Annotated in this window: 11 protein-coding genes and 1 pseudogene; 11 read left to right on the forward strand and 1 reads right to left on the reverse strand. The window is 39.7% G+C overall.

Annotated elements, in window-relative coordinates:
- Positions 1 to 41 precede the first annotated feature (41 nt).
- From V7124_RS20540 to V7124_RS20590, 11 genes are all read left to right on the forward strand, one after another.
- Positions 42 to 1,220, forward strand: a complete 1,179-nt coding sequence (locus V7124_RS20540; RefSeq protein ID WP_335492930.1) for an acetyl-CoA C-acetyltransferase — start codon at positions 42 to 44, stop codon at positions 1,218 to 1,220.
- Positions 1,221 to 1,251: 31 nt separating this feature from the next.
- On the forward strand, positions 1,252 to 2,055 hold the full coding sequence (locus V7124_RS20545) for an enoyl-CoA hydratase/isomerase family protein (protein ID WP_335492932.1): 804 nt from the start codon (positions 1,252 to 1,254) through the stop codon (positions 2,053 to 2,055).
- 100 nt (positions 2,056 to 2,155) lie between these two features.
- Positions 2,156 to 4,159 (forward strand): acetoacetate--CoA ligase, encoded by a 2,004-nt coding sequence (locus tag V7124_RS20550; RefSeq protein ID WP_335492934.1) that lies wholly within the window; start codon positions 2,156 to 2,158, stop codon positions 4,157 to 4,159.
- A gap of 139 nt (positions 4,160 to 4,298) precedes the next feature.
- The gene (locus V7124_RS20555) at positions 4,299 to 4,877 is read left to right on the forward strand and encodes a cysteine hydrolase family protein (protein ID WP_335492936.1); all 579 of its coding nucleotides are present in this window, start codon (positions 4,299 to 4,301) and stop codon (positions 4,875 to 4,877) included.
- A 403-nt stretch (positions 4,878 to 5,280) separates the two neighbouring features.
- A complete protein-coding gene (locus V7124_RS20560; RefSeq protein ID WP_335492938.1) occupies positions 5,281 to 6,966 on the forward strand; it encodes a dihydroxy-acid dehydratase in 1,686 nt (561 codons plus the stop codon).
- 29 nt (positions 6,967 to 6,995) lie between these two features.
- Positions 6,996 to 8,318, forward strand: coding sequence for an FAD-dependent oxidoreductase (locus V7124_RS20565; RefSeq protein WP_335492940.1), 1,323 nt, complete (start codon positions 6,996 to 6,998; stop codon positions 8,316 to 8,318).
- Positions 8,319 to 8,392: 74 nt separating this feature from the next.
- The gene (locus tag V7124_RS20570; protein ID WP_335492942.1) at positions 8,393 to 9,730 is read left to right on the forward strand and encodes an MFS transporter; all 1,338 of its coding nucleotides are present in this window, start codon (positions 8,393 to 8,395) and stop codon (positions 9,728 to 9,730) included.
- Between the two features lie 199 nt (positions 9,731 to 9,929).
- Positions 9,930 to 10,847, forward strand: coding sequence for a LysR family transcriptional regulator (locus tag V7124_RS20575; protein WP_335492944.1), 918 nt, complete (start codon positions 9,930 to 9,932; stop codon positions 10,845 to 10,847).
- A 382-nt stretch (positions 10,848 to 11,229) separates the two neighbouring features.
- Positions 11,230 to 12,474, forward strand: a complete 1,245-nt coding sequence (locus V7124_RS20580) for an acyl-CoA dehydrogenase family protein (protein WP_335492946.1) — start codon at positions 11,230 to 11,232, stop codon at positions 12,472 to 12,474.
- A gap of 50 nt (positions 12,475 to 12,524) precedes the next feature.
- Positions 12,525 to 13,889 carry an aromatic ring-hydroxylating oxygenase subunit alpha gene (locus tag V7124_RS20585; protein ID WP_335492949.1) on the forward strand — a complete coding sequence of 455 codons (1,365 nt, stop codon included), beginning with the start codon at positions 12,525 to 12,527 and terminating at the stop codon, positions 13,887 to 13,889.
- Positions 13,889 to 14,437 carry an aromatic-ring-hydroxylating dioxygenase subunit beta gene (locus tag V7124_RS20590; protein WP_335492951.1) on the forward strand — a complete coding sequence of 183 codons (549 nt, stop codon included), beginning with the start codon at positions 13,889 to 13,891 and terminating at the stop codon, positions 14,435 to 14,437. The genes V7124_RS20585 and V7124_RS20590 overlap by 1 nt, the downstream gene beginning before the upstream one ends.
- A gap of 703 nt (positions 14,438 to 15,140) precedes the next feature.
- Here the strand turns inward: V7124_RS20590 and V7124_RS20595 are convergent.
- A pseudogene (locus V7124_RS20595) lies at positions 15,141 to 16,304 on the reverse strand (cysteine desulfurase family protein).
- Between the last annotated feature and the right edge of the window lie 148 nt (positions 16,305 to 16,452).

Below are 16,452 nucleotides of genomic sequence, written 5' to 3' on the forward strand. Positions count from 1 at the left end.
CAATCAATCCATATCAAACTGAATTTGTGGGGGAAGAGTAGATGGAAACTTATATAGTAGATGGGGCAAGAACGGCCTTTGGTTTGTTCGGTGGTTCATTAAAGGATGTCAGCGATATTGATTTAGGTGTCGCAGCAACGAGAGAAGCGATTAAAAGAAGTGGGATTCCAGCATCAGATATTGATGAAATTGTGTTTGGTAACGTAATCCAAACTGGAGAGGCTTCTGCTTATTTGGCAAGACATATTGGCTTAAAAAGCGGAATGCTAGAGTCATCTTCCGCCCTAACCTTAAATCGTTTATGCGGTTCAGGTCTCCAGTCAATCGTAACGGGTGCACAGTCAATAGCCTTAGGAGATGCAAGAGTCGTTGCGGCTGGTGGAACTGAAAATATGAGTTTAGCTCCTCAAATTTTAAAGGGTACCCGCTTTGGTTCACCAAATAAGGCACCTGTGGTAGTAGATATGCTTTGGGAGTCACTCATTGACCAATATGTTGGTTGCGGAATGGGAATGACGGCAGAGAATCTTGCGGCAAAATATGAGCTATCTCGCAAAGAACAAGATGAATTTTCGGTATATTCGCAGGAAAAGGCGATCAAGGCAAGAGATAACGGACGTTTCGCAGAAGAGATAGTCCCTATGGTGAGGAAAGATAGAAAAGGAAAAGAGTTAGTCATTGAGGTCGATGAATATATTAGAGACGGTGTAACAGTTGAAAACTTATCCAAGCTAAAGCCAGCTTTTAAGAAAGATGGAACGGTCACTCCCGGAAATGCAAGTGGTATCAACGATGGTGCTGCAGCCGTTTTACTAGCTTCAGAACAGTATGTCCTTGAACATGGATTAAAACCACTTGCAAAAATTGTTTCCTGGGGAGTATCAGGGGTTGATCCAAAAATTATGGGGATTGGACCTGTTCCAGCAAGTATCAAAGCACTAAAGAATGCTGGATTATCCTTAGGTGATATTGACTTGTTTGAGTTTAATGAAGCATTTGCTGCACAATCTCTAGCCGTTATGAAAGAGTTAGGGGTAGATAGGGAAAAAGTGAATGTCAATGGCGGAGCGATTGCTTTGGGGCATCCTCTTGGTGCTAGCGGTACAAGAATTACATATTCATTAGCACTTGAAATGAAAAAGCGAAATGTAAAATATGGATTAGCCTCTTTATGTATTGGTGGGGGTCAAGGCATTGCCATGATTTTAGAAACGGTATAAAGCTTTTATAAAAAAGAAAGAAGGGTGAATTGTGGAAAATAAACTTGTTCAGTTAACGATCCAAAATCATGTCGGTATCGTCAGATTAAATCGTCCGGAAGCTGGAAATTCTATTAATTTAGAAATGGCAAAGGAACTTATGGATGTTGCAAATATTTGTTCGGAGAGCGAAAAAATTAGAGCTGTGGTTATAACAGGGTCTGGAAATAAGTTTTCAGTCGGTGGAGATTTAAGAAGCTTTGCCGAGGAAGGTGAACAAATTAGTTCTCATCTAAAAAGTGTTACAGCCTACTTGCACCAAGCCATTTCATATTTTACGAGAATGAATAAACCTTTTATCGGAGCTGTGAATGGAGTCGCAGCAGGTGCAGGAATGAGTCTCGTATGTGCCTGTGATTTGGCCTATGCTTCTGACAAATCTAAATTTGTAATGGCATATAATCGGGTTGGATTAACACCTGATGGATCAGGGAGTTATTTTTTACCTCGACTTGTCGGGATGAAACGGGCACTTGAGTTAATGTATACAAATCGGCCATTGGATGCAAAAGAGGCGAGCGAGTGGGGGATCATCAACCATGTTGTTGCCGATGAAAGATTATTAGAAGTTGTCCTAGAGTTAGCTGAGAACCTTGCAAAGGGACCAATGAATGCATTTGGAGAAACAAAAAAACTATTTTATCACTCGCTACAAGAAACACTTGAGTCTCAAATGAGTAAGGAGTCTTTAGTCCTTGCTGAGAGGGCAAGCAGTAGTGAGGGAAAAGAAGGGATTACCGCCTTTCTAGAAAAACGTGAAGCTGTTTTTTTAAAAGAAACCATTTCATCAAAATAATTCAAATTCAATTACCTAATTGCCGCGAATATGAATTCTGCAATGTTAGGCATATGAGGCTTAACCTAAGCCTAGATTGATTTTGATAGGGGGGATAGGATTGAAGACCGCAAATGTTAGTGGGAACTTACTCTGGGAGCCCTCACGTGAAATTCAAGAAAAATCAAACATAAAGAAGTTTATGACCTGGCTTGATGAAACGCGTGGGCTAACGTTTGAACAATACAATCAATTATGGGAATGGTCTGTTACAGACCTTGAGGGATTTTGGTCTGCCATTTGGGATTATTATAAGATTATCGCCAAAACGGATTACCATGAAGTATTGTCTGGAAGTAAAATGCCAGAAGTCAATTGGTTTTCTGGTGCAACATTAAACTATGCAGAACATATTTTTAGGAATGAAACTCCAGAAAAAGCTGCTATCATTTATAAATCGGAAATACGTTCACAACAGGAGCTTTCATGGGCTGAACTTAAAAAGAATACAGCTGCTATTGCAGGATATTTAAAGTTTAAAGGGGTTAAGCCAGGTGACCGGGTTGTGTCATATGCACCCAATATACATGAAACTGTAACAGCATTTTTGGCATGTGCCAGTATCGGAGCAGTCTGGTCAAGTTGTGCACCTGAGTTTGGCATCCAGAGTGTGATTGATAGGTTTAAACAAATCGAACCTAAAGTAATGTTTGCAACAGATGGGTACCAATATGGTGGAAAGAAATACGATCGACTTGAATTAGTAGGAAGAATTCAAGCGGAATTACCTACTTTGGAAGAAACAATCATTATTCCATACTTACAAGATCAACCTGAAATGGCAGGTTTAAAGAAATCCGTTCTTTGGAATCAGGTAATAACTGACCATAGTAATGAACCATTAACCTTTGAATCTGTTCCATTTAATCATCCGCTTTGGATTTTATATTCATCCGGAACCACAGGAAAACCAAAGGGTATTGTTCAAAGTCAAGGTGGAATCCTGCTAGAACAATTGAAATTCCTTGGACTTCAAATGGATTTAACAAACGAAGATCGATTTTTTTGGTACACAACAACAGGCTGGATGATGTGGAACATTGTTGTTAGTAGTTTGCTAACTGGCGCGACGGTCCTATTATATGATGGAAATCCAAGCTATCCCAATGATGAAACCTTGTGGGGGTTTGCGGAATCTACCAAAATGACGATGATGGGTACTAGTGCAAGCTTTATCGTGGCCAATATGAAATCAAATGTGAACCCAAAGGAATTTAATCTCTCACACTTAAGAAGCATTGGTTCTACAGGCTCACCTTTACCTGAAAGTGGGTTTGAATGGGTTTATAACCAAGTAAAAAGGGATATCTGGCTTTATTCTACGACTGGTGGAACGGATATTTGTTCTGGTTTTCTAGGAGGAAGCCTGTTATTACCCGTTTACTCCGGAGAACTACAAGCTCGAACTTTAGGAGTAGCTGTTAAATCCTTTAATGATGCAGGAGAAGAAGTAGTGGATGAAATTGGTGAACTTGTAGTTACAAAACCGATGCCATCCATGCCGATTTATTTTTGGAATGATGAAACGGGGGAACGCTACAAAAATAGTTATTTTGATGTCTTTCCAGATATTTGGAGGCACGGTGATTTTGTAAAGATTACCTCTAGAGGTTCTGGTATCATGTACGGCCGGTCAGATGCAACCATTAATCGGGGCGGAATTCGGATGGGGACCAGTGAAATATACAGTGCTTTAGAAAGTATTCCAGAGGTGCATGATAGTTTAATAGTGGACATACCGATTAATAGTGAGCAATCATACATGCCATTATTTATTGTTGTGAGAGAGGGTACTCCATTTTCAGATGAATTGAAAACGCATATTAACAAAACAATTCGACAAAACTGTTCACCTAGGCATGTACCGAATGAAATTTTTAGAGTAAATGAATTGCCTAAAACGTTGAACGGCAAAAAAATTGAGGTACCAATAAAGAAAATACTAATGGGCATTCCCATCAATCAGGCTGTTAACACAGATTCATTACTAAATCCAAAATCATTACACTATTTTATTGAGTTTCAGAAATTGGTAGAATCAGGGTCTGTCTATCTGAACGAATAGATTTCTAAAGAGACACATTAGATACGGTTTAATGTGTCTCTTTTTTTTGGAAGGTGGCATTTTTGTTGAAGTATTTATTTGTATAAATACCAAAAATTTACATATCCTATGCAAATAAATACTTACTTAGGAGAACAAAATGAAGACACTAGTAAATCCACCCGCCCTACTAATCTTAGATGTCCAAAAAGGTTTTGAAGATCCCTCTTGGGGGAGGCGGAACAACCAAGATGCCGAGTTGAATATCTTAAAGCTTTTAACAGAATGGAGAGCTAGGGGATGGGAAATCATTTATTCACAGCATCTATCCCTGCTGCCTAAGTCACCTCTTCATTATCAAAATAAAGTGGGCACTGAATTCAAGGAAATCATTAAGCCCTTACCACAAGAGGTGATTTTTCAAAAAAATGTTAATAGCGCATTTATTGGGACAAAATTAGAAACCTATTTGCGTGATAAGCTGATAACTTCGGTGGTAATTACCGGGCTATCTACTCAACATTGTGTGTCCACCACTACAAGGATGAGTAAGAATTTAGGGTTTGAAACATTCCTTGTTGAAGATGCTACAGCAGCATTTGAAATCACTGATCATATGGGTACGTTCTTTCCTCCGGAGGCAGTACATAAGCATGAAATTGCTGCATTACATAAGGAGTTTGCGACCATTGTTAAGACCGATAATATACTAAAACAAGTCAATGGAGTGGGTGATTAGAAATATAAATTTCCCTACCTACAACTCCATGGGAAAAATAAGGAGAAGGTGGTTACTTGCCTAAGTTATTAAGGACTTCTTTGGGGAGTCCTGTTTTTGTGGATTCGTGCAAATAACCGAAAACATGCAATATTCTACTCTTGTATGTTTTGGCTTCGTTAAAGTGAGAAACACATCTACTTATAAGTAACATATAACATTTTTGTTATGTATGGATATAAAAAATGGTATTTGTATAAATAAAACTGAAATAATATAATTTAAAACAATAGAACCTGAACATTCTGTAAACATTTAATATTATGAATNNATTATGAATATTATGTAAATTATTCAGGTGTTTAAGCCTTCTATAAAAATTATCTCTATTAAATTTTTCTATCTTGAAAAGGAGGGTGTTTAGGTGGCTAAAAGGAAACTTCGGAGTAATGTTGAAACAGGCAGTGTATTTTGGGCAATTAGACGTGCGGAATGGGGAGTACTCGGAATTACGGAAGAGGATATGGAAAAGCCCAAAATAGCAATAGTAAATGCTTCGTCTGATCTGGGAGCATGCTTTGCCCATCTCGATGGTATCTCATTGAAGATGAAAGAGGCAATTCGGATGGCTGGTGGTGTGCCGTTCGAAGTGCGAACTGCTGCACCCGTCGATTTTGTTACTAGTCTAGGACATAGTGGTGGGTATATTTTATCTGCCCGGGACCTTATTGTAAATGATATTGAAGTCGCTGTTGAAGGAGCGATGCTGGACGGAATGGTATGTTTAGTATCGTGCGACAAGACGATACCGGGTATGCTTATGGCTGCCGGACGTCTTAACATTCCGACCATCGTTATGGCTTGCGGCTATCAACCTAGCGGTAAGTTTCGAGGTGAACATATTGATATAGAAGATCTTTGGTTAAATGCCGCACATAGGGAAACTGGACAGAAACCATTTACTATATCAGATATGAGAGAAATGAGCAAAAATGCGATTCTTGGACCAGGTGCTTGCGCCGGTATGGGAACTGCTAATACCATGCATGTTGTTTGTGAGGCATTGGGAATGTCATTGCCCGGCAGCACACCGGTACTGGCAAACAGCCCAAAAATGTGGGAAGTAGTACGTCAAGCAGGTGAAAGAATTGTAGAAATGGTATGGGAGGATTTGAAGCCTCGCGATATTTTGACTTCAGAAGCATTCTCTAACGCAGTGATGACGGTTTTGTCCGTAAGCGGTTCCATAAATGCCGTTAAGCATCTTCAGGCAGTAGCGATAGAATCTCAGTGCAATTTGGATGTTTACAAACTCTTTGAGGAATATCAGGATAAAATTCCACTTTTAAGTGCTGTTCGTCCAAATGGGGAGTATACGGTCGAGGAATTTGATACCGCAGGGGGAGCCATTGGTCTAATGAAGCAACTAGAAAAGTTTCTATACACAAGCGCAAAGACGGTGACCGGAAAGAGTCTTGAGGAAAATCTCAAAGATATAACTGTTACGGATAATGAGATTATACGGCCGGTGAATCGTGCACTTGCTCATAGGCCCTCAATCGTTATAGTACGTGGAAACTTGGCTCCAGCTACTGGTATTGTTAAGCTCGCAGTCGCGGATGACCGCAATCTACAGTTTTCTGGTCCGGCTAATGTTTACAATTCCAGTGATGAAGCTGTAAGTGCCGTTCTTAAGGGTGAGGTTAAACCCGGACAGGTAGTTGTTCTAAGTGGTGTAGGACCGAAGGGTACTCCTGGAATGGGTATGGCTACCCCACTAGTTTTTGCACTTGACGGAGCGGAATTATCGGATAAGGTTGCAATGGTGACGGACGGGCAGCAGTCGGGATTGTCAAATAAGGGTCTCGTAGTTAATGAGGTTTCTCCTGAAGCGGCCGATGGTGGACTGTTAGGGCTTGTAGAAAATGGGGATATCATATCGATTGATGTTGAGAAAAGGGTTGTAAATCTTGAAGTCCCAGAAAGCGTACTTACCGAGAGACGCTCTCGGTTGGATAACAATTTAGTTTCGGAGGAACGTGGATGGTTGCAGATTTATCAACGCTTGGTGAGACCGTTACCCGAAAGTGGAGGAGTAATCGTTAAATAAAAAATTCAAGTTAAAGGCAGGAGAGTTAAATGAATAATAATGTGAAAATTAAAAATATTACTCGTACTGTCCAGAAGGAAAATATAACTTCAATGCAGGAGGTGAATACGGATATATGTGTTGTCGGTGCCGGTATTTCGGGTGTTTCTGCTGCTTTGGAGGCGGCACGCTTAGGGCGCGATGTTACTTTAATCGATAGCCTCCCCGCGCTAGGAGGACAGGCGGTTAATTCAATTATTGGGATTTTTTGCGGACTTTTTTCTGAAGGGTCCGATCCTTATCAGTTTACCCACGGTATTGCCGATGATATTCTCCGAGATTTAGGGAGAGCGGGTGCTCTTTATTTCCGCCCTGAAAAGCATAACGTAGTTATGTATGATGAGGTAGCGTTATCCCGTTGGATTGAAAATGCCGTATATGAAAACGGCATCAAATTGGTACTAGGGGCATCTTTGAGTGGGGTAACAGTAGAAGACAGACGTATTAGGTCAATTGAAATAGTTACACGCTATGGAAAATTAAGGGTTAACGCTAGCTCTTTTGTAGATGCCTCAGGAGATGCGGCCCTTGCTTGGGAAGCCGGACTTCCTTGCCGAGAGCCTGCGGAAGGAAAGGTTTATGGTACCCACATGTTCGTGCTTGAAGGAGTCAATGCGGATTATGCTCCGGCAAGTATGGAGGAAGTGGGCGAACGGCTTAAGCAGCGCGCTGAAGAATACGGTCTTGTAAGGAAGGATGGTTTTGCCTTTGCATTTCCCGGACGGAATACAGCGCTGGTCAATATGACTCATGTGGAAACTCCTCTCGAACCGTTGGCTGCAGCTCAAAAAGCTCTGGAAGGTAAAATTCAGGCCGATAAAGTATTTCAGTACTTAAAGAAAGAGTATCCTTCTGCCTTTGAAAATGCGCGAATTCGTTCATATGGTCTTCCCGGAATTCGTCAAACGCGGTGGATCGTCGGCCGACATCAATTAACGGAAGAGGAAGTTTTGACAGGTACGCAGTTTTCCGATGCCATTGCCAGAACCTCTTGGCCTATTGAACTGCACAATCGAAAGAATGGCTTTGTTTGGGAACCGTTTTCAAATGATCATGTACATTATGTACCTTTTTCCAGCCTTACTCCCCCTGATGTAGATAATTTGGTTGCAGCAGGACGTTGTATCGATGGCGATCTTGCCGCTCTTTCAAGTGTAAGGGTAATGGGCCCGTGTATTGCTATGGGGGCTGCTGCAGCCCATGCATTGGATCTTGCAGGTACTGGAAGCATTCATGAAATTAACATCAATGAACTTCAAGAAAGATTGAAGGAGAATCTTTTCCGTAAGGATACGTCAATATGGAAAAAATAGATAGGAACTAGCATTTTTTCGAATTAGATTAATAGGTTAGGAGCAAAAAATAAAACAGTGTAGGGGAGCCAAATATGGACGTAACTAAAAACAATATACCGGAACAAATTCCTGATAAAAAGAAGGCCAGAAAAGCGGCAGCTGCCGCGATCATCGGAACATTAGTGGAATGGTATGATTTTCTGTTGTACAGCACTGCAGCAGCTATTGTTTTTCCTAATCTTTTTTTTCCATCTGACGATCCATTTGTGAGCCAAATTCAATCTTATGCAACGTTTGCGTTTGGTTTTCTGGCACGACCTATCGGCGCGCTCATCTTTAGCCATTTCGGAGATCGTTTCGGTAGAAAAGCACCTCTTGTTTATACGTTGATATTAATGGGTTTTTGTAGTTTTTCGATTGGATTAATGCCCGGTTATGAAAGTATTGGAGTTTGGGCACCAATTGGCTTAATTCTGTTGCGCTTTTTGCAAGGTATTGCAGTAGGCGGTGAATCCGGAGCTGGGATATTTTCCATGGAATGGGGACACAAAAAGAATCAGGGTTTTATGGCAGGCTTACCTGTTATCGGATTTTCAATGGGCCTTTTATTATCTTCACTTACGCTATCGCTAGTTATGAAATTTTCAGGGGATGCTTTTTTTACATGGGGGTGGAGAATACCATTTTTACTCAGTTTGGTACTGGTTGTGATCGGACTGTTCATTCGGTCAAAAACCGATGAATCGCCGGAATTTAGCCAAATAAAAGAAACTAAACAAGTATCTCAAAAGCCAATTGTTGAGGTTTTTATAAAGCATCCGAAGGAAATGGCTTTAAGCGCACTAGTGAAATTATCTGAAAATGTACCATTTTACATTTTTATCACATTTATGATCAGCTATAGCGTCGGAACGTTCAATATTGATAAGCAGTTTCTAGTATTGGCGACTACAGTAGCCAGTGTTTTGATGATGATCAACATTCCTCTTTTTGCATACTTATCCGATAAAGTCGGAATTAAGAAGCTGTACATGATTGGTGTTACATTGATGTTTTTGTGGGCAATTCCATACGTTTCCTTAATTTCTACCGGAATTCCGATTGTTATTTTTCTCGCGACAATCTTATCAATGTTTCCGCATAATATTCAACAAGCCAGCCAATCGGCGTTAATGGCTCTAAGTTTCCCTCCAAGATTAAGGTATAGCGGTTATAGCATATCTTCGCAGCTCTCGACGTTTATTGGCGGTGGAATCGCACCGATGATATGTACTTTCTTGATTTATAAATTTGGCAGTATTTATGCAATCGGGTTTTATATTTTATTGATGACAATTATCAGTTTTGTTGCTACAAAACTACTAAAGACTTATCAAGAGAAAGCTCCTATCGAACATATTGAAGAAGCTACTATAAACAAATCTCTTTAGATTAAACCGTAGAGTCTGTAAAATCTTTAAATTAAGTATTATCCAATTGATGAGGAGCATTTTTCATTGCTCCTCTTTTTAATCAGACAGTGAAAATTTTTTCAACAAGAGAAATTGACTGAATAATTAATAAATTATTGATAAAATAAGCAAGGTTTGATAAAATCCACTGTAATTGATAATGGGGGGGTGCCTTGCTATGAATATTGAAACATTAAGGGGTTTGGTCAAAATTGTGGAACTGGGAACATTGTCTAGAGCCGCAGAAGCATTGTTAATTGCGCAGCCTGCCCTTTCCCGCAGAATAAACAAACTGGAACAAGACCTTAAGCAACCGATTTTCGTTCGGGAAGGAAGATATCTCAAATTAACCCCATTCGGGCATCAAGTTGTAAGCCGAGCTAGGGTAATACTCCAAAATGTTGATATTCTGAGAATTATTGGGGACGAAAATAAAAGTAAGCCGATCATAAGGATAGGCGCGAGCCTTACCACTATATCTTCGTTTTTTTTGCAGCAGGCTATTTCGCATTTCCGGAACACTATGCCTAATGTCGATTTGGTAATTCAAACCGGATTAAGCCAAGATATTTATGACTTTGTGTTAGAAGGGAAAATTGATATTGGTTTTGTTTCATCACCCAGAAACGAACCGTTCGTAATTAACCAAACTTTGTTTGTAGATCGGTTATGGGTTATTTGCCCAAATAACCATCCGTTATCGAATCTCTCTATTATCTCTCCAAAAGATCTGCAAGAAGTTCCGCTAATAACTATGACTGACAGGGCTTCCTTAAGACAGGACCTTAACTCAATTTTCGCTTCAAATAACGTAGAAATGAAGGTGTGTATGGAAATTGATAATGTGGGTGTAATGCAAACGATGGTTACAGCCGGATTAGGTGTTAGTATCATACCTGGTTCTGCACGAGTTATTCTCTTAAACTTGACAGCAATTCCCTTCATTGTATCTGAACCTTGGTTGCTGGAGAAAACTCTCCGTCCTTTTTCGCTCATACATCTTGAAAAACCCCTTTCGCCTGTAATACAGTCATGGATTAACATTTGCCATATTGTCACAAATCAATCCGCAATGAATGAATCCATTTCCATTTAGAAGTCTCCTTCTTCACTGGTCATTATTAATCGTAACAAGATCTTTTTAGGACATCTGTTTATAAAACGGACATGATGAAAGGAAAAAATTACGCAGCCTAAACTTGTTTTTTTAAAGTGTAATGATTTGGCTGGAAGCATGATTGGAAAATTCGTGCTGGACTTTTTTTGGGAAGATGATTTAAATTTTTAGAAAATGTCCCACGTAAAGGGACACTCTTATTGTGAGGTACTCACTAACCCCTTAAGATAGGTGTATACATCAGGTTTTTAACAAATGTAGAATTTGATACCGAATACAATGAAAACGTTATCAATATTCTGTATATTCCATTAATATATTTGTTCTTGTTTTATAAAAAATATTATAGGAGGAACGGACATTGGTTGAAAAATTAATAACTAAAAATGATATGCCCGAAAGGCTAATGCCAAAAATTTACCATGATATGATTATGTCTGAAGAAACGCAGCAAATAAGGATGGAAGTTAGGGAGTTTGTTAATAAAGAAGTCATGCAACTTGCACATGAAATTGGGGCTCGAACAGAAGACAAAAATAATTTCCCATTTGAGCTGATTGAAAAGATGGGGAAAAGTGGAATCTTGGGTATCCCATTTGCGAAAGAAGTAGGCGGGCGAGGACTTAAGTATCCTGTGAGTGGGACAATCGTCGCGATGGAAGAACTAGCTTATGCAAGCAATAGTTTAGCTGCTATCTTCGATGTTCAGTGTATGCTATGTGGAAATGCACTTACTTATGGTTCTGAATACATCAAAGATACATATTTGAGACCATTGATTAAAGGAGAAAAAATTGGAAGTTTTGCTACGACTGAGCCTGATGCTAGCACAGATTTAAGTGTTCGTACCGTGACTACTACGGCTGAAAAGTCCGAAGACAAATGGATTATCAATGGTAGAAAGAGATTTATTTCGAATTCACCTGTAGCCAGCTCCGTTGTGTTATTGTGTCGAACAGGCGATAGTATAACTGAATTTGTTGTAAATTTGGATGCAACTGGAGTTAGAGTTGGAGAACCCGATAAAAAAATAGGGAATAAAGGACAGCTAACAGCTGATATTTACTTTAACAATGTAATAGTTGGTGATGAAAACCGCTTAGGTGATGAAGGCCGTGGACTGCGAATTGCCCTTGCTACATTAACATTTGGCAGAATTGGAATCGCGGCTACTGGCGTTGGAATGGCGCAGTCTGCTCTAGATGAAGTCGTAGAATACTTCAAAAAGCGTGAAGCATTTGGAAAGAAACTCGGTCAATTCCAGTATTGGCAGTTTAAAATCGTAGATTGGATGACGGCTATTGAAAATGCACGGAATTTAACCTATAAAGCAGCTCGCAGACGAGATGGAGGTCTAGAATTTCCTGAACCAGAATCAGCGATGGCGAAGTATTATGCGACACAAATTGCTGGTGACATCGCTCGAGAGGCTGTTCAGGCATTCGGTGGATATGGATTTATGAATGAACTGGGTGCAGATGGCTCTACCTACAAAGTCGCGGAAATCTATAGAGATAGTAAGATTGCTGAGATTTACGAAGGCACGAACGAAATCCAAAAAGTCATTATTGCAAGACAGGTATTTGGGAAAGAGTTTACAGGCTGATATAAGTGATTAGATATCACTTAATTATTGAAATAGTAGGAGGTTGAAGGATGGAAAAATACAGTGGAATCACAAAGGAAACTCTCTTGAATTTGAAGGAGAAACTAAAGGATGGAGTCTTGCCGCAGTGGGTGTTAGCTGATCGCGATATGTATGACTTAGAAATAAATCAGATTTTTGGTCGAACGTGGCAGTTTTTGGCTCATGAATCAGAATTTAAGGAACCCGGTTCCTACGTTACTCGATGGATTGCCAACGACCCTATTCTCCTTACCAAAACAAAATCTGGTGAAATTAAAGCGTTCCTCAACTCCTGTGCTCACCGAGGTACACTGTTATGTACAGCTGACTCAGGAAACCAAAAATCCTTTACCTGTCCATTTCATGGTTGGACGTATAATAATGAAGGTGATCTTGTTGGAATCGCTGTTGGAAATAAGGTTTACGGGGAAGAGATGAACAAGGAGGATTGGAATCTGCGTCCAGTACCTAATGTTGATAGTTACCAAGGAATGATTTTTGGGAACTTAGATCCGAACGCAGAATCTCTCAGTGATTATCTTGGAAATATGAAATGGTATTTAGACATGATGTTGGGCAGAAGTGATGGAGGAATGGAGGTACAGGGATCTCCACAAAGGTATGTGGTTGAAGCGAACTGGAAAGTTACAGCCGAGAATTTCGAGTCAGACCCATACCATGTTCAATTTACCCATAAATCATCGAAAGAAATCGGATTAGCTCCAAATGATCCTTTCTTCCCAGGTCATGGTCATCAAGTCGTTTTAGACAATGGTCATGGTATTAATCTTGTCCAGTTCGATGATACGGGGGTATCCCCGATTCCATACCAAGGAATGCCGGATTCGATGTGGCCGATGTTTCAAAAGAATTTAAACAAAGCTCAAAATGATATGGTAAAAGATACCTTTTTTGTTGGCGGAGTATATCCTAATCTAGGATTTTTGCAATTTAGCCTTCCTCTTCTCGATTCCGATAACGGTTTATACAACTTTTTGAACTTCAGGGTTTGGAGACCAATAGCACCAGATAAAGTAGAGGTTTGGAGCTGGCACATGATTGATAGAGAAGCACCGCCAGAATACAAAGAAAAATCATATGTGACCTTTTTAGGTACTTTTGGTCCTTCTGGACTGCTGGAACAAGATGACGCTGAAATTTGGAGTCGGGTAACTCAAGCAAGTAATGGAATCATGGCCCAGGATAAAGACCTAAGTTATAACAGTTTCCTTAATTACTTGATGGGAATGGATCGTGTGCAGCCAAATGAAGACTTTCCTGGTCCTGGTGTGGCATACCCGCTCTGTTTCCTAGATACGTTATCGCGAAGTATGCACAAGAGATGGATCGATCTTCTGCTTAACGAAACCGCTGTCAAAGAGGAGGTGCTATAATGAAACAACAGGAAGCTGTAAAAGGCTTAACCACCACTATTGAGATTCAAAATGAAATTACTCAGTTTCTATACAAGGAAGCCCATTTATTGGACAGCCGAAATTATCGAGGATGGCTGGACCTACTAGCAGAGGATATTGTCTATCAAATGCCGGCGAGAATTACCAATGAAGGGAAACACGATACTCCAAATATTGATTACAAGTCAAGATTTTTTGAAGAGACAAAACAATCTCTCGTTACAAGAGTGAAGAGGTTGGACACGACTTCTTCTGCATGGGCAGAAATCTCAGGGCCTCGACAACGTCATTTTATTAGCAACGTTTTTATTGAAAGTGGGAAGATGAATGACGGAAATGAAGAATATTTCGTTCGAAGCAACTTCCTTTTTAAACGAAACCGGGGTTCTTCACTTACTTCGGAGGAGTTATTTGGAGCGCGTGAGGATGTTATTCGAAAAGAGAATGGTGAATGGAAGGTTGCCTCACGTATTATCTATCCTGATCAGGCAGTATTAGGGACCATCAATTTAAGTATGTTTCTATAAGAGTGGGAACCCGCGGGGCCGGTGCTAATGGTTTAAAGACTCTTTGAATTTGAATTGTTGCAAATCATTAGTAAAACTTTAATCAGGTTTAAAGTTGAAAAATTCATATTCTCCAATCTTTTCTTCTTAAAAAACAAGTACTGTTAAAACGGACAGACCAAGGAATGGAAATTATTTTTCAAGATTTCGAGCAGATTTCGTTAAATCTACTTTTTGTATGGAATCGTAACGTCGAAAAGTTTTAGGACTTATAAGGAGTTACAAGACATAGCTACGAATGGTAGCGGACAAGAGGTAAGCGATGATTATATACGTCAAATAATCCGTCAGCTATCAAGAGATCTTCTTTACTGGGGACATATTATAGAAACAACATCCCTTTTAGATCCAGAAACGAGAGACCTCTAGCAGCAATCAAACTGGCAGATGAGCTTTCGGCGTGTATTCTTTGTCGGGTGGAGGACTTTATACCGGTTATTCGCTAGGGTTGGAAAAATTCTGAATTTGTAATGGCAGAATAAAGAATAATTGAACTTTGAATGGCATCCGCCAATAAGTTGGAATTTATTTTTAAAAAAAAGCGCTTGTTACCTTCCACATTGTGGTTGGTGTCAGGCGCTTTATTCGTTATATTATTTTTTATCATAAATGGTAATTTTATGTTAGCTACACAATTAAGTACCACGCAAACGGAAAAAGTTTTTTAATTATTTTTTAAAAGCTCAACATTTTCAAGACTACAACACTCAACTAGTGTTTGCAGTAGGGTATCAATTTCACTTTTAGTATTTAGGTAGGAGAAACTGATCCGAAGCGCGCTGTCTGAAAGAGCACGACTAACTCCTAGTGATTCGAGCACAGAAGGTCCACGGGAAAAAGGAGATTTAGACTTACAAGCTGCTGCACTAGATATAAAGATATCCCTAGAATCAAGGAATTCTACTACCTTTCTATTTGGTAGCCCTGGTAGAGAGAAATTTATAATGTGTAGTGCTCCTAACTTATTTGAATTTAATACTGCTTTCGGAATTTGATCTACTAACGATTCCATACAATAATCCCTGAGCTCTTTCATATGCAAAATATCCTTTTGAATAGTGGAAAATTTAATTCGTACTGCTTCACCAAAAGCACTGATAAAAGGAGTATTTTCTGTACCCGAACGCAAACCGTTTTCCTGTCCGCCCCCAAGAATGCAAGAATGCATTTTTGTTCCATTTTTCACGTACAGTGCACCAACACCTTTGGGGCCATGTATTTTATGGGCACTAATACTAATTAAATCAGCACCAAGACTCGCTGCGGTAAATGGAACCTTTCCATACCCCTGGACCGCATCACAATGGAGCAGGGCGGGGGATTGTTTTTCTCTAATAATTTGTTTAATCTCATTGATCGGAAAAATACAGCCTGTTTCATTGTTGACTAGCATCGAGCTTACCAGGGCTGTTTTGTCAGTAATTGCATTTTTTAACTCTTCCATGTCCAATACTCCATTAGGTGCTGAAATATAGCTTACAGTCCATCCTTGTTTTTATAAATCCCTGATTGTTTTCGTAACAGCAGCGTGTTCAGCAACGGTGGTCACTATATGATTTCCATACATAGAATTAGCTAAGCAAGCTCCCTTGATAGCAAGGTTGTCAGACTCAGTTCCTCCTGAAGTAAAATAGATTTCATCAAACTCTGCTTTAAGTGAATCAGCAATCATTTGTCGTGCCTGATCAAGCTCCAACTTACTCTCCTTACCTAGACGGTATAACGAAGAAGGATTACCGTATACTTCTGTAAGCATTTTCACTATTTTCTTCGTTACATCTGGGTATGGTTTCGTCGTTGCACAATTATCTAAATAAATTTCTGGCATATGTGTTCACACTTCCTAATCAATTGAAGAGTATTTCTGTTTATATATTGTAATTGTAACAATTAATTGGAAAAAGCGTACAGTTTCTAAGCGAAAGTGTACAGGTTCTACAAAAAACCGTACAGGTTCTACAAAAAAGCGTACACCT

It is taken from the genome of Neobacillus niacini, assembly GCF_036961885.1.
In the GTDB taxonomy this organism is placed as follows: domain Bacteria; phylum Bacillota; class Bacilli; order Bacillales; family Cytobacillaceae; genus Neobacillus; species Neobacillus niacini_H.